This is a genomic window from Streptomyces sp. NPDC033165 (genome assembly GCF_055577965.1).
The window spans coordinates 550,533-570,422 of the sequence record NZ_JBVIPK010000001.1; the positions used below are offsets into that span (position 1 = coordinate 550,533).

Genomic DNA, 19,890 nt, shown 5'->3' on the forward strand with positions numbered 1-19,890 from the left:
GCGGAGCGTGAGCGGCTCGGGCAGGTCGGCACTTCGACGACCGGCCCTCGGGCCACCGGAACCCCGGTGGCCGGCACCGTCGAGGCATACGGGGCCGGAGCCCGGTGCCCTCGTGCGCCCGGGGAGTCCGGCCCCCGCAGGAGAGGCCCAGCCCGCCATGACCGTACGCCGCAGCGCAGCCGCGCTCGCGACCACCGCCGTGCTCCTGGGCGCGGCCGCGCCCGTAGCGGTCGCCGCACCGAGCCCCTCCCCGTCGGCCGAGCTGCCGCCGGGGCTCTACGGCACCACCGACCCGACCTACGACGGGGTCTGGCGGCAGTCGCTGGCCTTCCTCGCGCAGAAGATCGAGTACGTCACGCCGTCGACGCAGGCGGTGGACTGGCTGGTGGGGCAGCAGTGCGACAGCGGGGCGTTCACCTCGTACCGGGACGCCTCCGAGCCCTGCGACGCCTCGACGGTGATGGACACCAACGCCACCGCCGCCGCCGTCCAGGCCCTCGTCGAGCTCAACCAGCACCGCGACGCCGCGAACAACGGCGCCGACTGGCTGAAGTCCGTCCAGAACGAGGACGGCGGCTGGGGGTACAACCCCGGCAGCCCGAGCGACGCGAACTCCACCGGTGTCGTGATCGGCGCCCTCGCCCGGGCCGGTGTGCCGATCAACGAAGTCACCACCGCCGACGGCAAGACCCCGTACACCGCGCTCCAGGCCCTCGCCATCCCGTGCGGGGAGAAGGACGGCGGCGCGTTCGCCTACCAGCCGGGCAAGAAGGGCGAGCTCGTCGCCAACCTGGACTCCTCGGCGGCCGCCGTGCTGGGTCTGCTGGGCCGGGGCATGGCCATCGGGAACGCCAACGCGGTGAAGGACCCCGTCTGCACGAAGGGCGACGACCTCAGCCCGGAGCAGAGCGCGCAGAACGGCGCTTCCTTCCTCGCGGACACGCTGGAGAAGTCGCCGTATCTGGAGCAGCCCCCGATGCCGGGTGCCGAGGACAGCGCGCCGCAGCCCGACTTCGGCAACACCGCCGACGCCGTCGTCGCGCTCTCCGCCTCCGGGCACAAGGACAAGGCCGAGGCCTCCGTCAGCTGGCTGGCCAAGAACTCCAAGACCTGGGCGCAGCAGGGCGGTCCGGCCGCCACAGCCCAGTTGATCTTCGCCGCGCACGCGACCGGCGCGGACGCCCGCAGCTTCGGCGGCGTCGACCTCGTCAAGCAGCTCAACGCGACCGGCCCCGCCCCGGCCGCCACCGCCACGCCCGCGCCGACGCGGACCGGTACCCAGCCCACCAGCGGCACCAGCAGCGACGACAGCGGGCTCGGGCTGTGGTGGCTGATCGGCATCGGACTGCTCGCCGGCACGGGCATCGGCTTCCTGCTCAGCATGCGCCGGAAGAAGCAGCAGCCGTGACAAGGCGTACACCGGTCCTGGCACATCTGCGGACCCCCGCCGTCGCACTGCGGACCCCCGTCGTCGCTCTGCTGACCGCGCTGGTCGCCGCCTCCGCCGTCCTGCTGGGCGCGGGCAGCGCCGAGGCCGCCGGGTACCGCTACTGGTCCTTCTGGGAGGGCAACGGCAAGAACTGGGAGTACGCCACTCAGGGCCCGGCCGTCCTGCGCCCGGACGACGGTACGGTCCAGGGCTTCCGGTTCGCCGTGAGCGAGGACTCCGGCGACGCGGACCAGCCGCGCCGCGCCCCCGACTTCGGGGCGATCTGCGCGGACACCCCGGCGGAGGACGGCTCCAAGCGGATCGCCCTGGTGATCGACCCGGGCACCGCTGCCGACGCCCCGGACGGCGAGAAGCCGCCCGCGCTGCGCACAGCGTGCGCGCAGGTCGCGCCGGACGCCAGCAGCGCGGACGCGCTCGCCGCGGTGGCGAAGCCGCTGCGGTACGACAGCAGCGCCATGCTCTGCGCGATCTCCGGCTACCCCGAGTCGGGCTGCGGCGAGCAGGTGTCGGGGGACGGGAGCGGGAAGTCGTCCGGACCCTCCAGCACGGCCGAAGAGGCGGAAGGCGCGGACGAGGAAGGTGACGGGGGTGGCGGAGGTCCCTCCGTCGGGCTTCTCGTCGGCATCGGCGCCGTCCTGCTGCTCGGCATCGCCGCCGTCATCCAGGCCCGCCGCCGCCGGTGACCGCCGCCCCGGCCCCCGCCCGGCGGCTCCGCCGCGCCCTGCGCGCGCCGCAGGCCGACCGCGGCAACGCGCTGCCCGCCGGGGCGTGGTGGCTCTGGGCCCTGGGACTCGCCACCGCCGCGTCCCGGACGACGAACCCGCTCCTGCTCGGGCTGCTGGTGGGCGTGGCGGGGTACGTGGTCGCGGCCCGGCGGACCGACGCGCCGTGGGCCCGTTCCTACGGGGCGTTCGTCAAGCTCGGGCTGTTCGTCGTGGCGCTGCGCGTGCTGTTCTCCGTCTTCCTCGGGTCGCCGATCCCCGGTTCGCACACGGTGTTCGTTCTCCCGGAACTTCCGTTGCCCGACTGGGCGCAGGGGGTGCGGATCGGTGGCCGGGTCACGGCGGAACAGCTGGTGTTCGCCCTGTACGACGGGATGAAGCTGGCCACACTGCTGATCTGTGTCGGCGCGGCGAACGCGCTGGCCAACCCGGCCCGGCTGCTGAAGTCGCTGCCCGGTGCGCTGTACGAGGTGGGGGTCGCCGTCGTGGTGGCGATGACGTTCGCGCCGAACATGGTGGCCGACGTGGTCCGGCTGCGCACCGCGCGGCGGCTGCGGGGCCGGCCGACCGGTGGGGTGCGGGCGGTGGCGCAGATCGGGCTGCCGGTGCTGGAGGGGGCGCTGGAGCGGTCCGTGGCGCTGGCCGCGTCGATGGACGCGCGCGGCTACGGGCGCACCGCCCAGGTCCCGGCGGCCGTCCGGCACACCACGAACGTCCTCACCCTGGGCGGGCTGCTCGGGGTGTGCGCGGGAACGTACGGGCTGCTGGCCGCTCAGGGGGCGGTGTACGGGCTGCCGCTGCTGCTGGCCGGTCTGGTCACGGCGCTGGCGGGGCTTCGGCTCGGCGGCCGCCGCTCGGTGCGGACCCGCTACCGGCCGGACCGGTGGGGGGTACGGGCCTGGCTGGTGGCGTGCTCGGGTGCGGCGGTCGCGGCGGTGATGATCCGGGCGGGCGCGGCCGATCCGGACGCGCTGCGCCCCGGTGTCGTACCGCTGACCGCGCCGGTGCTGCCGCTGTGGCCCGCGGCGGCCGCGCTGATCGGGCTGCTGCCCGCGCTGGTCGCGCCCGTACCGCCGTCGTCGTCCCCCGGGGCAGGGAAACAGGCACATCGCAGCAAGGAGCTGGCGTGATCAGGTTCGAGCGGGTCTCCGTGCGGTACGAGGGCACGGAGCGGCCCACGCTGTCCGGCGTCGACCTCACGGTCCCCGAGGGCGAACTCGTGCTGCTCGTCGGCCCTTCAGGGGTCGGCAAATCGACTTTGCTGGGTACGGTCTCGGGGCTCGTCCCGCACTTCACGGGCGGGCTGCTGTCGGGCCGGGTCACGGTGGACGGGCGCGACACCCGTACGCACAAGCCGCGTGAACTGGCCGATCTGGTCGGCACGGTGGGGCAGGACCCGCTCGCGCACTTCGTCACGGACACCGTCGAGGACGAGCTCGCGTACGGCATGGAGTCGCTGGGTCTGGCCCCCGACGTGATGCGCCGCCGGGTCGAGGAGACGCTCGACCTGCTGGGCCTGGCCGAGCTGCGCGACCGGCCGATCGCGACCCTGTCTGGTGGCCAGCAGCAGCGCGTGGCGATCGGCTCGGTGCTCACCCCGCACCCGAAGGTGCTGGTGCTCGACGAGCCGACCTCCGCACTGGACCCGGCGGCGGCCGAGGAGGTCCTCGCGGTGCTCCAGCGGCTGGTCCACGACCTGGGCACGACCGTGCTGATGGCCGAGCACCGGCTGGAGCGGGTGGTGCAGTACGCGGACCAGGTCATCCTGCTGCCCGCCCCGGGCGTCGCCCCCGTCACGGGGCCGCCCGCCGAGATCATGAAGGTGTCGCCGGTCCGGCCGCCGGTGGCCGAACTGGGGCTGCTGGCGGGCTGGGACCCGCTGCCCCTGTCGGTACGGGACGCCCGGCGCGGGGCGGGTGCGCTGCGGGCCCGGCTGGCGGACGCGGCCGTGCCCGCGCGTACGGCGGCCGCACCCGTGCCGGAGCCTGTGCGGCCGGTCGCTTCGGAGCGGCCCGGGCCCGGACGGCTCGCCCGGCTGCTGGGCCGGGGCCGGACGGGCGGCCCCCGCGCGTCCGACCGGTCCGCCGCCCCCGCCTTCGATCCGGTCACCCGGGTCGAGGGGCTCGGGGTGCGACGCGGTCGGATCGAGGCGTTGCGGCGGGTGGAACTCACCGTCGCCCCGGGCGAGACCGTGGCCCTGATGGGCCGCAACGGGGCCGGGAAGTCCACACTGCTCGGCGCGCTCGTCGGCATGATCGAGCCCACCTCGGGCACCGTGCGCGTCGGCGGGCTCGCCCCGGCCCGGACCGACCCGGGGGCGATGGTGCGCCGGGTCGGTCTCGTACCGCAGGAGCCGCGCGATCTGCTGTACGCGGACACGGTGGCCGCGGAGTGCGCGGCGGCCGACCGGGACGCGGGCGCGGCGGAGGGCACCTGCCGGGCGCTGGTGTCGGAGCTGCTGCCCGGGGTCGGGGACGGCACCCACCCCCGGGACCTGTCCGAGGGCCAGCGGCTCGCGCTCGCCCTGGCGCTCGTACTGACCGGGCGCCCGCCGCTGTTGCTGCTGGACGAGCCGACGCGCGGCCTGGACTACGCGGCGAAGGCCCGACTCGTCGGCGTCCTGCGCGCCCTGGCCGCCGAGGGCCACGCGATCGTCCTGGCCACGCACGATGTGGAGCTGGCGGCGGAGCTGGCGCACCGGGTGGTGATCCTCGCCGACGGGGAGGTCGTCGCGGACGGCCCGACCGGGCGGGTGGTGGTCTCCTCCCCCTCGTTCGCCCCGCAGACGGCGAAGATCCTGGCCCCGCAGGAGTGGCTGACCGTGTCCCAGGTGCGCGGGGCGCTGGAGGCGGGCACGTGAGCGGAACCACGGAAGTACGGGAGCGGGCGCCCCGGGCCGGCGCGGAGCCGGGCGTACGGAAGCGGGGCGCGCGATGAGCGTACGGGAGCGGGCGGAACGAGGGCGGGCCGTACCGGAGCCCATGGCCCGGCCCGTGCGGCTCGGGCCGAAGTCGGTGGCCGCGCTGGTGCTGATCGGGGCCGTCGGCGTGGTCGCCTTCGGGTGGCCGCTGCTGGCGGACGCCGGGTCCGGGCTCGCGCATGCCGGCGACGCGCCGTGGCTGTTCGCGGCGCTGCTGCCGCTGCTGGTCGCGGTAGTGGTGGCGACGATCTCCGAGTCCGGGATGGACGCGAAGGCGGTCGCGATGCTCGGCGTGCTGGCCGCGGTGGGGGCGGCGCTGCGCCCGCTGGGGGCGGGGACGGCGGGCCTGGAGCCGATGTTCTTCCTGATGGTGCTGAGCGGCCGGGTGCTGGGTCCCGGGTTCGGCTTCGTCCTGGGCTCGGTGACCATGTTCGCCTCGGCGCTGCTGACGGGCGGGGTGGGGCCGTGGATGCCGTTCCAGATGCTGGCGATGGGCTGGTTCACGATGGGCGCGGGCCTGCTGCCGGGGCCCGACCGGCTGCGCGGGCGGGCGGAGCTGGCGATGCTGGCCTGCTACGGCTGGGTGGCGGCGTTCGCGTACGGCACGGTGATGAATCTCCAGGGCTGGCCGCTCATCGCCGGGCTGGGTTCGGGCGTCTCGTTCGTCGCGGGGGACCCGCTGCACGAGAACCTGGTGCGCTTCCTCGCCTACTGCGCGGCGACCTCGCTCGGCTGGGACCTGGGCCGGGCTGCGCTGACCGTCGTCCTGACCCTCACGGTCGGCCCGACCCTGCTGCGGGCGCTGCGCCGGGCGACCCGGCGGGCGGCGTTCGACGCGCGCGGCGCGTTCGGGGAGCCCGGGGGGTGACGGCCCCGGGGCTCGTCCGGTACCGGCCGCCGACGGGGTCACAGCCGCTGGATGATCGTTCCCGTCGCCAGCGCGCCGCCCGCGCACATCGTGATGAGGGCGAACTCCTTGTCGCGGCGTTCCAGTTCGTGCAGGGCCGTGGTGATCAGCCGGGCCCCCGTGGCGCCGACCGGGTGGCCGAGGGCGATCGCGCCGCCGTTGACGTTGACCTTCTCCAGGCCGTCGAGGTCCGCCTCGAACTCCTGCGCCCAGCTCAGGACCACCGACGCGAAGGCCTCGTTGATCTCGACGAGGTCGATGTCCCGCAGCGACATCCCGGCCTTGCCGAGCACCGCCCGGGTCGCGTCGATCGGACCGTCGAGGTGGTAGTGGGGGTCGGAGCCGACCAGCGCCTGGGCCACGATCCGGGCCCGGGGCCTGAGCTTCAGGGCCCGCGCCATCCGCTTCGAGGACCACAGGATGGCCGCGGCCCCGTCCGATATCTGCGAGGAGTTGCCCGCGGTGTGGATCGCGCTCGGCATGACGGTCTTCAGCCCGGCGAGCGCCTCCATCGAGGTGTCCCGCAGCCCCTCGTCCCGGTCGACGAGCCGCCACATGCCCTGCCCGGCCGCCTGTTCCTCCTCGGTGGTCGGCACCTGGACGGCGTACGTCTCGCGCTTGAAGCGCTCCTCGGCCCAGGCGGCGGCGGCCCGCTGCTGGGAGAGCAGGCCGAGCGCGTCGACCCGCTCCCGGGTCAGGCCGCGCCTGCGGGCGATGCGCTCGGCGGCCTCGAACTGGTTGGGCAGGTCGACGTTCCACTCGTCGGGCCAGGGCTTGCCCGGGCCGTGCTTGGAGCCGCTGCCCAGCGGGACCCGGGACATCGCCTCGACGCCGCAGCTGATGCCCACGTCGATGACTCCGGCGGCCACCATGTTGGCGACCATGTGGGACGCCTGCTGCGAGGAGCCGCACTGGCAGTCCACGGTGGTGGCGGCGGTCTCGTACGGCAGGCCCACCGTCAGCCAGGCGGTGCGGGCCGGGTTCATGGACTGCTCCCCGGCGTGGGTGACGGTGCCGCCGACGATCTGCTCGACGCAGTCGGCCTGGATGCCGGTGCGGCCGAGAAGTTCACGGTAGGTCTCGCCCAACAGGTAGGCGGGGTGCAGATTGGCGAGTGCGCCCCCGCGCCTGCCGATGGGGGTGCGTACGGCTTCGACGATGACGGGTTCCGCGGCCATGAGCTCGTCCTCTCCTCACGCTTCCGCTGGGGCTTCCCGGCGCCCACGGAAGGAACTAGTACGCGTTCTAGTTCTGCAAGCAGTCTCGTGACGACGACCCCGCCGCGCAAGGGGCGCGCACGCACCACGCGTGCGCCCCCGGTGAGCCGACGGGCGCGGCACCGACGGCAGAGGCACCCCTACCGCCACCGGGAACCCCCGCGCGGACATCGGAGGCAACAGATCCGGCCACGGCCCTTGCCACTTGTAGAACTCGTTACTACCTTGCGGGCAACTTCTGATGGGTCGTCAGGATGCCGGACGGCCGGCCGGACGGCTCCCTGAACGGTTCGCCGCCAGATCCGGAGTGGAGAGGTGCCCATGCGCTGCCCCCATCTGCCCGACGGGTTCGACTTCACCGACCCCGATCTCCTCCAAGCCCGCGTTCCGCACCCGGAGTTCGCCCTCATGCGGCAGACGGCTCCGGTCTGGTGGTGCACCCAGCCCGCCAACATCTCCGGGTTCGGCGACGAGGGCTACTGGGCCGTGACCCGCCACGCGGACGTCAAGTACGTCTCCACGCACCCGGAGTTGTTCTCCTCGAACACCAACACCGCCGTCATCCGCTTCAACGAGACGATCAGCCGCGACCAGATCGAGGTCCAGAAGCTGATCATGCTGAACATGGACCCGCCCGAACACACCCGGGTCCGCCAGATCGTCCAGCGCGGCTTCACCCCGCGCGCGGTGCGCTCCCTGGAGTCGGCCCTGCGCACCCGGGCCCGCAGCATCGTGGAGACGGCCCTCGCTTCGGCCGACGGCGACGGCTCCTTCGACTTCGTCACCGACATCGCGGTGGAACTCCCGCTCCAGGCCATCGCCGAACTCATCGGCGTACCGCAGGAGGACAGGACCAAGATCTTCGACTGGTCCAACAAGATGGCCGCGTACGACGATCCCGAGTACGCGATCACCGAGGAGATCGGCGCCGAGGCGGCCATGGAGATCGTGGCGTACTCGATGAACCTGGCGGCGGCCCGCAAGGAGTGCCCGGCGAAGGACATCGTCAGCCAGCTGGTCGCGGCGGAGGGCGAGGGGAACCTGTCATCCGACGAGTTCGGGTTCTTCGTGATCCTGCTGGCGGTGGCGGGGAACGAGACGACCCGCAACGCGATCAGCCACGGTATGCACGCCTTCCTCACCCATCCCGAACAGTGGGAGCTGTACAAGAGGGAGCGCCCGACGACGACGGCCGAGGAGATCGTGCGCTGGGCCACCCCGGTGGTGTCCTTCCAGCGGACCGCCACCCAGGACGTGGAGCTGGGCGGCCGGCGGATCAGGAAGGGCGAACGCGTCGGGCTGTTCTACTCCTCCGCCAACAACGACCCCGAGGTGTTCGACTCCCCGGAGGCCTTCGACATCACCCGCGACCCCAACCCGCACCTCGGGTTCGGCGGTGGCGGCCCGCACTTCTGCCTGGGCAAGTCGCTGGCCGTGATGGAGATCGACCTGATCTTCAACGCGATCGCCGACGTACTGCCCGATCTGCGGCTGCTGGAGGACCCGCGACGGCTGCGGTCGGCCTGGCTCAACGGCATCAAACAGCTCCAGGTGACCACCGCGGCGGCTTCCTGAGACAGCCCCGAGTGGCGGGCGGGGCCGGGAGGGCGGACCATGTAGGGACGCGGCGATCCACGCCGAAGGGGTGCCGGGACGGTGTACGTCGTCCCGGCACCCCTTCGGCCTGCTGTCCTGCTGCCCTTCGGTCCTCGTGCCCTGCTACTGCTTGCCGCCGACCTTCTCCGCGGGGACGCGCTCGGGCGCGGGCTCGGCGTCCGCGGGTTCCGTGGGCTCCGCTGGTACGCGCTCGGGCGCGGCCGCGGACCCTGCGGGCTCCGCGGGTTCCGCCGCCGCCCGCTTCCCGTCGGCCACCAGCCTCCTCGGCCCCGAAAGCACGTACGTCAGCCCGAAGCCCAGCGTGACGACCAGCGCGCCACCGGCCGCGTCGAGCACCCAGTGATTGGCGGTGGCCACGATGGCGGCGATGGTGAAGAGCGGATGCAGCAGACCGAGCGCCTTCATCCACATCTTCGGGGCGAGCATCACGATCACCACCCCGCACCACAGCGACCAGCCGAAGTGCAGTGACGGCATCGCCGCGTACTGGTTGGTGACGGTGGTCAGCGTCCCGTAGTCGGGCTTGGCGAAGTCCTGCACCCCGTGGACGGTGTCGATGAAGCCGAGGCCGGGCATCAGCCGGGGCGGGGCCAGCGGGTAGAGCCAGAAGCCGACGAGCGCCAGGAGCGTGGCGAAGCCGATGGAGGAGCGGACCCAGCGGTAGTCGGCGGGGCGGCGCGCGTACAGCACGCCGAGAATCGTCAGCGGGACGATGAAGTGGAAGGTCAGGTAGTAGTAGTCGAAGAACTCGCGCAGCCAGTCGATCTGGACGACGGTGTGGTTGACCCAGTGCTCGATGTCGATGTGCAGCCACTGTTCGATCGCGTGGATCTGCCGTCCGTGCTCCTCGGCTACGGGGCGGCCCGCGGTGGCGGCGAGGCGGACCTGCGCGTAGGCGGAGTAGACGACCCGGATGAGCAGGAGCTCCAGCAGCAGGTTGGGGCGGCTGAGCACCCGGCGCCAGAACGGCAGGAGCGGCACGCGTCTCCAGCGCGCCGCCACCGGCTTCGCGTAGTCCGTGGGGATCGGGTGCTGCCAGTACGGCGAGGTGCGGGGCAGGAAGGGGGCGAGGCAGGCCGCGCCGAGGGCCGCGAGGAGCAGCACGTTGTCGCGTACGGGGTAGAGCGTCGCGATGTTCGGCAGCAGCATCGTCCCCGGCAGGGTGACGATCAGGACCACGACCGCCGGCCAGACCAGCCGGTCGGAGGCCCGCTTGCCGACCCGGCCGACGACCGCGAGGAGCACCCACAGCAGCTGGTGCTGCCATGCGGTCGGCGAGACGGCCACCACGACACAGCCGGTCACGGCCACGGCGAGGAGCATCTGGCCGTCCTGGGCGTAGCGCACCGCGCGCCGCAGCCCGAGGAACACGACGGCGGCGGCGAGCACCAGGAACAGGGCGATCTCCAGGGGGCCTTCGAGCCCGAGCCGGAGCAGCGCCCCGTGCAGGGACTGGTTGGCCAGGCTGTCCGGCCGCTCGCCCAGCCCGGCGCCCGCGGCGTGGTGCACCCAGTACGTCCACGAGTCCTTCGGCGCCACGGCCCAGGCGGCTGCGGTGGCGAGCGCGAAGGTCGCGCCCGCGCTCACCGAGGCCTGCCGTCGGCCGGTCAGCCAGAGCAGGGCGGCGAAGAGCAGCAGCACCGGCTGGAGGGCTGCCGCGAGGCCGACGAGGACGCCCGCCGCCCGGTGTTCCCGTACGACGAAGACGGCCAGAAGCACCAGCAGGACCGGCAGGATGCTGGTCTGGCCCAGGTGGAGGGCGTTGCGGACCGGCAGCGACAGCATGAGCAGGCTGATCGCGACGGGCGCGGCGAGCAGGACCGTCCGACGGCCGGCCGGCCGGGGCAGGGCGCGGGCCGCGACGATCCCGAGGGCGACGACCAGCAGCAGGGAGCCGAACGTCCAGGCGACGCCCAGGGCCTGCTGGGCCGCGGCGGTGAGAGGTTTCAGCACCACACCGGCGAAGGGCGTTCCGGTGAACCGGCCGCTGTCGTACAGCGCGCCCGTCGCATGCAGGACTCCGCCCTCCCCGGTCCAGGTCTCCAGATCGGTGAGCCGCTCCCCCGGTGGCTGCCGGAGCACCACCGCCACCTGCCGCACCGCCAGCACGGCCACGACCAGCCAGAGGACGGCCCTGGCCAGCCGGTCCCTCGCTCCCGCGTCCGCTGCCGCGTCCCCACGCACACTGTGATCCGCTGTCGCCACGCTGCGCCGACCCTCCCACCGTTCCATGCATCGCCCCTTCGAGTGGGGCAGTGCCGGATGAAGCCTCGCATTGCCCTACGAGGCAGACACAATCAACCCCCTCTTTGCCTGACTGTCATCATGCTTTCGTCCAGAAGAGTGACCGGGAAACGGAACTCTGGAGTCTCGGACAGCGACGGGGACCTAGGCTGCCGGTGAGTCCGCCTGCCAGGCGGTGAAGAGCGGTACGTCGTCGGCCCCGCCCAGCACGACGATGCCGAAGGGCCGGTCGAAGGCGATGTGCCGGACCCGCCGCGGTCGCGGTGCGGCGCTTCCGGGGGCCATCGCGACCACGGTCGCGGCCGCCGCCTCCACACCCTCCTCGACGATCTTCAGCACGGTTTCCTGAACCACGTCGGAGATCGCGAGCGGTTCGGGCGAGAGGCCGGAGAAGTCGGCGGCGCCGGAGGCGGCAAGACGTACGCCGAGCGCGGGCAGCTGCCGGGTCACGGCCACCCGCGTACGCAGGGCGAGGCGGGGCAGCGCGACGGTGACCCGGTCGGCCTCCGGTGCGACGCCCGCCGAACGGGGCGCCCAGCCCGCGGACAGCACCCGCGCCGCGCCCGCCCCCGGCTCCCCCAGGACGAACCGGACCCGCGCCCCGTGGCCACCGCACGGGTCCGCAGCATCACCGCCCGGTTCCGCGGCATCACCGCCCGAGCCCGTGACGTAACCGGCTGAGTCCGTAACGTAACCGGCTGAGTCCGTGACGTGACCACCCGGCTCCGCTGTGCAGCGCAGCTCGACGACGTACGCACCGTCCAGGGTCCAGACGTCGGCCGGGGCCACGTCCTTGGTCATGGTCGGCACCGGACGGGCCGTCCCCGATGCGTCGGTGAACGGCAGGTCCCGCGTCCGCCAAGCGTCGAACGGCTTCTCCCACCGGGTCTTGAGGGCCGTGACGTCGACGAGGGCGAGCAGGGTCTCGTCGGTGATCTCCAGGGGCAGCCGCTCGATCAGCCCTCCGGTGGCCCCGCGCACCCAGGCGTCGACGACCGCCGGGTCCGGGTCCACCGAGTCGAAGCGGACGGCCGGCAGCGCCTCGCGGTACGCGCGCAGCACCGGCACCCGGCTCCACACCCGGGTCGCCACGCCCAGTGCCCCGGTCCCCGCCAGCTCACGGGCCACCGCCGTGACGGCCGGTGCGGCCTCCCGGTCCGCGGTGCCGAGCAGGGCCCGCAGCTCGGCGGCGGTCGCGCCGCGCGCACCGGCGGCCACGGCGGCCAGCGCGAGCCACAGCCCGGCGGGCGAGCACACGAAGCCGCCCGGACCGCCGGTGGCGGCCATGCCGTCCCGTATCCAGCGCCCGGCGAGCCGCTGGACCGCCGTTGTAGCGCTGTCGGCCGTCGCCCCGTCCCGATTCACTGCTGCCCCCTACACGTAATCAGGTCGCCGTACGGCTGTGCGCGAGCAAGAATGCCCCACATGACCTGGACCGTGACCGCCGAACGATTCGACTCCCCCGACGCGACCGCGCTGCGCCGCGACTACTACGACGAGGTCGCGAGCCGCTATTGGCAGCGGCCCGCGACCGCCGAGGAGATCGCCGACGGTCTCACGGACGACGGCGCCGATCTGCTCACCCCGCCGACGGGGCAGTTCGTCGTCGGCCGCCACGAGGGCAAGGCCGCGGCCTGTGCCGGGCTGGTGCTGACGGAGGCCGCCGGGCCGGGGACGGCGGAGCTGACGCGGGTGTACGTGCGCCCGGCGTTCCGGGGTACGGGCGGTGGTGCGGTGCTGCTGGCCGCGGTCGAGGAGGCGGCGCGGGAGTTCGGCGTCCGGCTGCTGCGGCTGGACACCCGCACCGACCTGGTCGAGGCGCGCGGGCTGTACGCGAAGCACGGCTATCGGGAGGTGCCGGCGTTCCACCGCCGCACCCCGTACGCGGAAGTCTGGTTGGCCAAAGAGCTGTGATTCGCAAAGGAGTTACGGGGGAGGGAAGCCGCGCCCCGGCCCGCGCGATGCTCAGCCGGACGGCGGGCGAGGGCGGTCGTGGTGCCCGTCGTGCCCGTGGCTCCAGTGGGCCTCGTGGTCGCGGGGAGGCTCCGGGGAGTGCGGGCGCTCCTTGCTCGAACCGCCGGCCTCCGCCGCCAGCTCGGCGACGAGTTTGACCAGGTCGGTGGGGCGCTCGGGCCCCCACCAGTCCCCCAGCAGTTCGGCGAGGGAGTCCTCGCGGGCCTGCGAGAGCCGGACGACCGCCTCGCCCCCCGCGTCGGTGAGGATCATCTGCAGCCCCTCGCGACGGGCCAGCCCGCGTTCCTCCACCTGACGGGCCGCCTCGGTAATCACCCGCAGCGGTACGGGGGCCGTCTCGGCCAGCCGGGCGGGCTCGACCGTGCCGTGCCGCTTGATCCGCAGCAACAGCCAGCTGGAGGCGGGCAGCAGGTCGTACCCGGCGCGCGCGGTGATCTTCTCGTAGATCTCGCGGCGCCCCTCCCGGGTGGCGAGCACCGACAGGGCGCGGGCGCACTCGTCGTACGAGGAACGCTCCACGGGGTTGGACGCGAGGGTCTGGCTGGTGTCGGGAGCCGTCACCGAGCCCCGGAGCTTGTCCTCCCGGAGGAACCAGGCGAGGACGAAGGCGATGAGGACGACGGGTGCCGCGTACAGGAAGACGTCCGTGATGGAGGTGGAGTACGCGTCGAGGATCGAGGGGCGCAGGTCGGCCGGGAGCATCTGGATGGCCCGGGGGTCGGCCGCCAGCCGGTCGGCGTCGACGCCCGGCGGCAGGGAGCGGCCCGCGAGCGCGCTGTCCAGCTGGCCGGTGAGCCGGTTGGTGAAGACGGTGCCGAAGATGGCCACGCCGAAGGAGGCTCCGATGGAGCGGAAGAAGGTGGCTCCGGAGGTGGCGACACCCAGGTCCTGGTAGGAGACCGCGTTCTGCACGACGAGGACGAGGACCTGCATGACGAGGCCGAGTCCGGCACCGAACACGAAGAAGAAGACGCTCATCGCCCAGGTGGAGCTGGCCGGGTCCAGCCGGTGGAGCAGGAGCAGGCCGACGGCGGTGAGGGCGGTGCCCGCCAGCGGGAAGACCTTCCAGCGGCCGGTCCGGCTGACGATCTGCCCGGAGCCGGTCGAGGTGAGCAGCATGCCGAGGACCATCGGCAGCATGTGCACGCCGGACATGGTCGGCGTGATGCCGTGCACCACCTGGAGGAAGGTCGGCAGGTAGGTCATCGCGCCGAACATCGCGAAGCCGACGACGAAGCTGATCACGGCGACGAGGCTGAAGGTCCGGATCCGGAACAGCTTGAGCGGCAGCACCGGTTCGGCCGCCCGCCGTTCGGCGGCGACGAACGCGACGAGCAGGACGACGGCGAGCACCGCGAGCGCGATGATCCGCGCCGAACCCCAGGCCCAGGTCGTACCGCCGAGCGACGCGATGAGGACCAGGCAGGTGGCGACGGACGCGATGAGGAAGGTGCCCAGGTAGTCGATGGTGTGCTTCTCCCGGTGGACCGGGATGTGCAGCACGGCAGCGATGACGAGCAGGGCGACGACACCGATCGGCAGGTTGATGTAGAACACCCAGCGCCAGCTGAGGTGTTCGGTGAAGAACCCGCCCAACAGCGGCCCCAGGACGCTGGTCACACCGAAGACGGCACCGAACAGGCCCTGGTACTTGCCGCGTTCGCGGGGCGTGACGAGATCGCCGACGATCGCCATCGACAGCACCATGAGCCCGCCGCCGCCGAGTCCCTGGAGGGCGCGGAAGCCGATCAGCTGGGGCATGTTCTGGGCGATGCCGCAGAGCGCGGAGCCGACGAGGAAGATGACGATCGCGGTCTGGAAGAGCTTCTTGCGGCCGTACTGGTCGCCGAGCTTGCCCCAGAGGGGGGTCGCCGCGGTCGCCGCGAGCATGTAGGCGGTGACCACCCAGGACAGATGGTCCATGCCGCCGAGTTCGCTGACGATGGTCGGCAGCGCCGTGGAGACGATGGTCTGATCGAGTGCCGCGAGCAGCATGCCGAGGAGCAGGGCGCCGATCGCCACCATGACGGTCCGCCGGGACTGTCCGTCACCGGGGGCCGGCGGCGGCGGGCTCAGCTGCTGGGCCATGGGCGTCTCCTCGGTCCGCTGATCCGCTACTCCCCCATCCTGGCTGCTTTCCCTCGTTATGGCCTGTTGTGCCCTGCCGGGCGTCGCCAGCGCCCCCGGGGGCTCCCGGCAGGGCGTTGGGCTTCCCCGGAGCGGGCTGCATAATCGCAGGCAGCTCAAGGGGAGGGGACCCACGATGACCGGACAGGCATGCCCGGAGTGCGGGAGACGGACGACCGGGGAGCCCGGTACGGAACACCGGGTGCCGTGCCGGTGCGGCGCGGGCGCGCGTCCGGCGCCGTTCACGGAGGAGGAGCAGCGGACCGCCCGTACGGCGGAGATCGCGGCGGCCGAGGACTTCGACCCGCTGCGGATCAGGCCGTACGTGAAGCTGACGGACGACTCCTCGGCGCCGCCCGAGGACGTTCCGGGCGCAGCGGCCACCACCATGCCGCTCTTCCTGGGCACCGAGGGGCGGGCCACGGGGGCGGATGCGGATGCGCGTACCGGTGCGCGTACGGATACGCGTACCGATGCGGGTACCGATGCGGGTACCGATATGGGCGCGGGCTTCGGTACGGGCACGGGTGCGGGCTTCGGTACGCGCACGGGTGCGGGCACCGGCACAGCCGCGGGCTTCGGTACGGATTCCGTGTCCGGCGAGAGCCGTCGGCGCACCGCCCCCACTGCCATCACCACCACCTCTGCCACCTCTGTCACCTCTGCCACCGTGAGCGCGGGCTACGACCCCGTGCAGCCGCGCCGCAGGCGCCCCTTCGCGGCCCTCGCCGTGGGGGCGGCCGTGGCCTCGGTGATCGGCACGGCAGCTTTCGCCGGGGGACTCTTCGGCGGCGACGGGAGCCAGGACGAGGCGCTGCCGGAGGCGACCACGAGCGCCCCGGACACCGGGGGCGGACCGGCGGCGTCGGCGGCCCCGTCGCCCTCCGCCTCGGCGACCCCTTCCCGTACCGCCTCGCTCTCGCCCTCGCCCACCCCGCCCCCCTCACCGTCCGCTTCCGCGTCGCCGACGAGGAGCGAGGAGCCGACCCCGACCGCCACCGCCCCCGCGACGCCGACGGCGGGCACCCCGTCGGCCCCGGCGACGGGCAGTGCGACCCCGGGGACACCGTCCGCCGCCCCGCCCGCGGACCTGACCGGACCCACGCTCCGCCGTGGCGACCGGGGCCCGGAGGTGGCCGAGCTGCAGAAGCGGCTCATGGAGGTGCGGCTCTACGGGGGCCCGCCGGACGCGCACTACTCGGACCGGGTGGAGAACGCCGTGACCGTCTACCAGTCGCACAAGCCGGTCCAGGGCGACCCGGCCGGGGTGTACGGGCCGAACACACGGCGCGCGCTGGAGGCAGAGACGAGCGGACGGGGCCGCCGCTGACCGGCCGACCGGGGAGCGGGCGAAGCCCCGGACCGGCATGAGGAGAGGGCCCCGGACCGGAGCGATGGAGGCCCCGGACCAGGCCGGACCAGGCTGATTGGCTTTCCGGCCCAGGTTTTTGTATCTTCGTGGAACAAAGTAGCTCCCGCCCGCACTCCCTGACCGGCGGGCGGGGCTGCTCTTGTACCGCACCACCGTCCCCCGCGCCCTGGAGCCAGCCGATGCCGGCAACCGTCCTCACCGCACGAGCCCTCCTGCTGGACATGGACGGCACCCTCGTGAACTCCGACGCGGTAGTGGAGCGCTGCTGGCGCCGCTGGGCGATCAAGCACGGGCTGGACCCCGAGGCCGCGCTGAAGGTGGTGCACGGCCGCCAGGGGTACGCCACGATGGCGGTCCTGCTTCCGGACCGCCCGGTGGAGGAGAACTACGCGGACAACCGGGCGATGCTCGCCGAGGAGACCGCCGACGTCGAGGGCGTCGTGCCGATCGGCGGGGCGCCCGCGTTCATGGCCGCGATCGCCGAACTGCCGCACGCGCTGGTGACCTCCGCCGACGCCGCGCTCGCGACGGCCCGGATGGGCGCGGCCGCCCTGCCGATGCCCGCCGTCCGCGTCACCGCGGAGCAGGTCGGCGCGAGCAAGCCGGACCCCGAGGGCTTCCTCAAGGGCGCCGCGGAGCTGGGCTTCGACGCGGCGGACTGCATCGTGTTCGAGGACTCCGAGGCGGGTATCGCGGCAGGCCGGGCGGCCGGGATGCGCGTCGTGGGCGTGGGCCCGCGCGCTGCGGCCCTGGCGCCGGACACACACGTCGAGGACCTGACGCGGATACGGGTGGAGGCGGCGGGCGACGGCTCGATCCGCCTGCACATCAGCGAGGCCTGAGACCGCTCGGCAGCCGTCACCCCCGCCGCAGCCGCCCGCGGGCAACCAGTTCCAGCACCACCGCGACGGCCACCACCTGCACGGCCATCAGTGCCACCAGGACGAAGAGCTGCACGGCGCCCGCCTCCACGGGTGAGGCGCCGCCCAGCAGCATGCCCACGAACGCCCCCGGCAACGTGACGAGCCCGACCGTCCGGGTCTGGTCGAGACCCGGCAGCAACGCGTCCGACGCCGTCGGCCGGACGATCTCCAGCCGGGCGTCCCGGTCGAGCATCCCGAGCGCCATCCCCGCCTCCACCTCCCCGTAACGGGTGGCGAGTTCGTCCAGGGCGCGCCGCCCGCCGAGCACGGTCGCGGTGAGCGCCCCGCCGATGAGGATGCCGGCGACCGGGATGAGGGCCAGGCCCCGGACCGGGACGAGCCCCGTGAGCAGCAGGGCCCCGACCACGGGAAGCACGCCCGCCCCGATCGGCAGGGCCGCCCACCGCCAGGTGTGATTGCCGGTGATCCGGCGGCCGGCGGTCCACACGGCCACGGCGAACATCAGCGCCACGAACCCGAGCAGCGGGGCCAGGGAGCGGGCCACCCAGCCGATGAGCAGGGAGACGGCGGCGAGTTGGGCCGCAGCCCGCACACCCGCGAGGAGAATCTCGCGCGAGCGGCCGAGCGACGCCCACGCCGCGACGAGGGCGGCGAAGACCAGCAGGACGGCGAGGACGACTCCGAGAGTGACCGAGACCGGAAGCAGCACGCGGCAACGATAAGCCGGGAACGAGGACGCTCCGCCGCCCCGGCAGAGGCGCGCCGGACACCCGTACCACCCCCTGCGCACCCCTTGCACACGCCTCGCACACCCCTTGATGTGACGTGAACATGTCGTCACCCTGTCACCTGACGCCCATCCCCGAGAAACCTGGCGTCGCCACGATGGCCGGGCTCCACCCACCGCCCGCCCAATCACCCCCCGCGTCAAGGGAGTTCGCATGTCCGGTGTCTACGCGCGTCGGCTCTCCGTCGTCGCCGCAACCGCAGCGCTCGCCGCCACATCCGCCCTGTTCACCGCCCCGTCCGCGCAGGCCGCCATGCCCACCCCGGTCAGCGCGGCGACCGCACGCACGTACCTCGGCCAGCTCACCGTCGGCGCGGAGGGCTCGTCCAGCGGCTACAGCCGGGACAAGTTCCCGCACTGGATCACCCAGTCGGGAACCTGCAACACCCGCGAGGTCGTCCTCAAGCGTGACGGCACGAACGTCCAGCAGAACGCCGCCTGCGCCGCGATCAGCGGCAATTGGTACTCGCCGTACGACGGCGCCACCTGGAGCGCCGCGTCCGACGTGGACATCGACCACATGATCCCCCTCGCCGAGGCCTGGCGCTCCGGCGCGAGCAGCTGGACCACCACCCAACGCCGTTCGTTCGCCAACGACCTGACCCGCCCCCAGCTGATCGCGGTCACCGACAACGTCAACCAGTCCAAGGGCGACAGGGACCCGGCCGAGTGGATGCCGCCGCGCACGGCCTACAAGTGCACGTACGTCCGCGCCTGGGTCCATGTGAAGCACCACTACGGCCTGAGCGTGGACCAGGCCGAGAAGAGCGCCCTGCAGACGGCCCTGAACAGCTGCTGACAGCCCACTGACCCACCGCCGGAACCCACACCCCTTCCCCGGTCGTTCAGCAGACACCCCTGACGCCGTCGCGAGGAGGCACCACATGGCGGGACTGCGTCTGGGTCCGCTGCTGCGGTACGTCGACTGGGAGTCCGGGTCCACCGCGACGGTCTGGGTCGAGGCCAGCCGTCCGTGCACGGTGCACGTCCGTTGCGCGGACGGCGCTTCGGGAGCGTCGCGGACCTTCGCGGTGGCCGGGCACCACTACGCCCTGGTGGTGGTGGAGGGGCTGACACCCGGTTCCACGACGACGTACGAAGTGCTGATCGGGAACCGGCGCGTCTGGCCACCCAAGGAATCGCACCTCCCGCCGAGCACCATCACCACTCCCCGGGTCACGACCACGGCGAAGGGCATGGGCACGGGCACGGGCACGAGGGGCGACACGGGCACGGGCACGAGGGGCGACACAGCACACGGCACACCACACGTAACAGCGGCGGAACCGGCAGCCGGGGCGGAGGAGCCCGGCGTGCGGGTCTCGTTCGGCTCGTGCCGCTGGGCGGCCGCGCCCGGTGGCGGGCGCGACCCCGCGGGACCGGACGCACTGGTCACCCTGGCCGCCCGGCTCGCCGCGGATCCGGCGGCCGTTCGCCCCGACGTCCTGCTCCTCCTCGGCGATCAGGTGTACGCGGACGAGGCCTCGCGGGCGACCCGGCGCAGGCTCGCCGCTCGCCGCGACCTGCGCGAGCCGCCGGGCGCGGAGGTCGCCGACTACGAGGAGTACACGTACCTCTACGACGAATCGTGGCGGGACCCGGAGGTGCGCTGGCTGCTCTCGACGGTTCCCAGCTGCATGATCTTCGACGACCCCAACACACCTGACTA

15 protein-coding genes and 1 pseudogene are annotated in these 19,890 nt (G+C 73.3%); 11 read left to right on the top strand and 5 right to left on the bottom strand.

Features of this window, described 5'->3' with window-relative positions; all coding sequences use genetic code 11:
* Nucleotides 1-157 precede the first annotated feature (157 nt).
* The 5 genes from ACZ5WC_RS02535 (at nucleotide 158) to ACZ5WC_RS02555 (ending at nucleotide 5,960) form a co-directional block, all read left to right on the top strand.
* Entirely contained in the window at nucleotides 158-1,408 is a 1,251-nt protein-coding gene (locus ACZ5WC_RS02535) for a prenyltransferase/squalene oxidase repeat-containing protein (RefSeq protein WP_468539090.1), read from the top strand.
* A complete protein-coding gene (locus tag ACZ5WC_RS02540; RefSeq protein WP_468539091.1) occupies nucleotides 1,405-2,133 on the top strand; it encodes an SCO2322 family protein in 729 nt (242 codons plus the stop codon). The genes ACZ5WC_RS02535 and ACZ5WC_RS02540 overlap by 4 nt, the downstream gene beginning before the upstream one ends.
* Nucleotides 2,130-3,302: an energy-coupling factor transporter transmembrane component T gene (locus ACZ5WC_RS02545; RefSeq protein ID WP_468539092.1), complete on the top strand. Its 1,173-nt coding sequence runs from the start codon at nucleotides 2,130-2,132 to the stop codon at nucleotides 3,300-3,302. The genes ACZ5WC_RS02540 and ACZ5WC_RS02545 overlap by 4 nt, the downstream gene beginning before the upstream one ends.
* Nucleotides 3,299-5,032 (top strand): ABC transporter ATP-binding protein, encoded by a 1,734-nt coding sequence (locus ACZ5WC_RS02550; protein ID WP_468539093.1) that lies wholly within the window; start codon nucleotides 3,299-3,301, stop codon nucleotides 5,030-5,032. Before ACZ5WC_RS02545 ends, ACZ5WC_RS02550 begins: the two co-directional genes overlap by 4 nt.
* Before the next feature lie 73 nt (nucleotides 5,033-5,105).
* Nucleotides 5,106-5,960, top strand: a complete 855-nt coding sequence (locus tag ACZ5WC_RS02555) for an ECF transporter S component (protein WP_468539094.1) — start codon at nucleotides 5,106-5,108, stop codon at nucleotides 5,958-5,960.
* Nucleotides 5,961-5,998: 38 nt separating this feature from the next.
* On the opposite strand, the gene ACZ5WC_RS02560 is transcribed toward ACZ5WC_RS02555, so the two are convergent.
* Nucleotides 5,999-7,177 carry a steroid 3-ketoacyl-CoA thiolase gene (locus tag ACZ5WC_RS02560; RefSeq protein ID WP_468539095.1) on the bottom strand — a complete coding sequence of 393 codons (1,179 nt, stop codon included), beginning with the start codon at nucleotides 7,175-7,177 and terminating at the stop codon, nucleotides 5,999-6,001.
* A 360-nt stretch (nucleotides 7,178-7,537) separates the two neighbouring features.
* On the opposite strand from ACZ5WC_RS02560, the gene ACZ5WC_RS02565 reads away from it, so the two are divergent.
* Nucleotides 7,538-8,791: a cytochrome P450 gene (locus ACZ5WC_RS02565; RefSeq protein WP_468539096.1), complete on the top strand. Its 1,254-nt coding sequence runs from the start codon at nucleotides 7,538-7,540 to the stop codon at nucleotides 8,789-8,791.
* A gap of 144 nt (nucleotides 8,792-8,935) precedes the next feature.
* Here the strand turns inward: ACZ5WC_RS02565 and ACZ5WC_RS02570 are convergent, their stop codons facing one another.
* Nucleotides 8,936-11,065: a bifunctional glycosyltransferase 87/phosphatase PAP2 family protein gene (locus ACZ5WC_RS02570; RefSeq protein ID WP_468539097.1), complete on the bottom strand. Its 2,130-nt coding sequence runs from the start codon at nucleotides 11,063-11,065 to the stop codon at nucleotides 8,936-8,938.
* Between the two features lie 156 nt (nucleotides 11,066-11,221).
* A complete protein-coding gene (locus ACZ5WC_RS02575) occupies nucleotides 11,222-12,442 on the bottom strand; it encodes a serpin family protein (protein ID WP_468539098.1) in 1,221 nt (406 codons plus the stop codon).
* A gap of 60 nt (nucleotides 12,443-12,502) precedes the next feature.
* Between ACZ5WC_RS02575 and ACZ5WC_RS02580 the strand changes: the two genes are divergently transcribed.
* A complete protein-coding gene (locus ACZ5WC_RS02580) occupies nucleotides 12,503-12,991 on the top strand; it encodes a GNAT family N-acetyltransferase (RefSeq protein ID WP_468539099.1) in 489 nt (162 codons plus the stop codon).
* Between the two features lie 51 nt (nucleotides 12,992-13,042).
* Here ACZ5WC_RS02580 and ACZ5WC_RS02585 read toward each other — a convergent pair whose 3' ends face one another.
* Entirely contained in the window at nucleotides 13,043-15,139 is a 2,097-nt protein-coding gene (locus ACZ5WC_RS02585; protein WP_468539100.1) for an MDR family MFS transporter, read from the bottom strand.
* Between the two features lie 175 nt (nucleotides 15,140-15,314).
* Between ACZ5WC_RS02585 and ACZ5WC_RS02590 the strand changes: the two genes are divergently transcribed.
* Together ACZ5WC_RS02590 and ACZ5WC_RS02595 are read left to right on the top strand one after the other, a co-directional pair.
* Nucleotides 15,315-16,508 (top strand): peptidoglycan-binding domain-containing protein, encoded by a 1,194-nt coding sequence (locus ACZ5WC_RS02590; RefSeq protein WP_468539101.1) that lies wholly within the window; start codon nucleotides 15,315-15,317, stop codon nucleotides 16,506-16,508.
* 221 nt (nucleotides 16,509-16,729) lie between these two features.
* Nucleotides 16,730-17,392 (top strand): HAD-IA family hydrolase, encoded by a 663-nt coding sequence (locus ACZ5WC_RS02595; protein WP_468539102.1) that lies wholly within the window; start codon nucleotides 16,730-16,732, stop codon nucleotides 17,390-17,392.
* A 16-nt stretch (nucleotides 17,393-17,408) separates the two neighbouring features.
* Here the strand turns inward: ACZ5WC_RS02595 and ACZ5WC_RS02600 are convergent, their stop codons facing one another.
* A complete protein-coding gene (locus tag ACZ5WC_RS02600) occupies nucleotides 17,409-18,143 on the bottom strand; it encodes an ABC transporter permease (RefSeq protein WP_468539103.1) in 735 nt (244 codons plus the stop codon).
* A 232-nt stretch (nucleotides 18,144-18,375) separates the two neighbouring features.
* On the opposite strand from ACZ5WC_RS02600, the gene ACZ5WC_RS02605 reads away from it, so the two are divergent.
* Together ACZ5WC_RS02605 and ACZ5WC_RS02610 are read left to right on the top strand one after the other, a co-directional pair.
* Nucleotides 18,376-19,020 (top strand): HNH endonuclease family protein, encoded by a 645-nt coding sequence (locus tag ACZ5WC_RS02605; protein WP_468539104.1) that lies wholly within the window; start codon nucleotides 18,376-18,378, stop codon nucleotides 19,018-19,020.
* Between the two features lie 85 nt (nucleotides 19,021-19,105).
* Nucleotides 19,106-19,888, top strand: a pseudogene (locus tag ACZ5WC_RS02610) (DUF7800 domain-containing protein); the annotation flags it as partial.
* Nucleotides 19,889-19,890 lie beyond the last annotated feature (2 nt).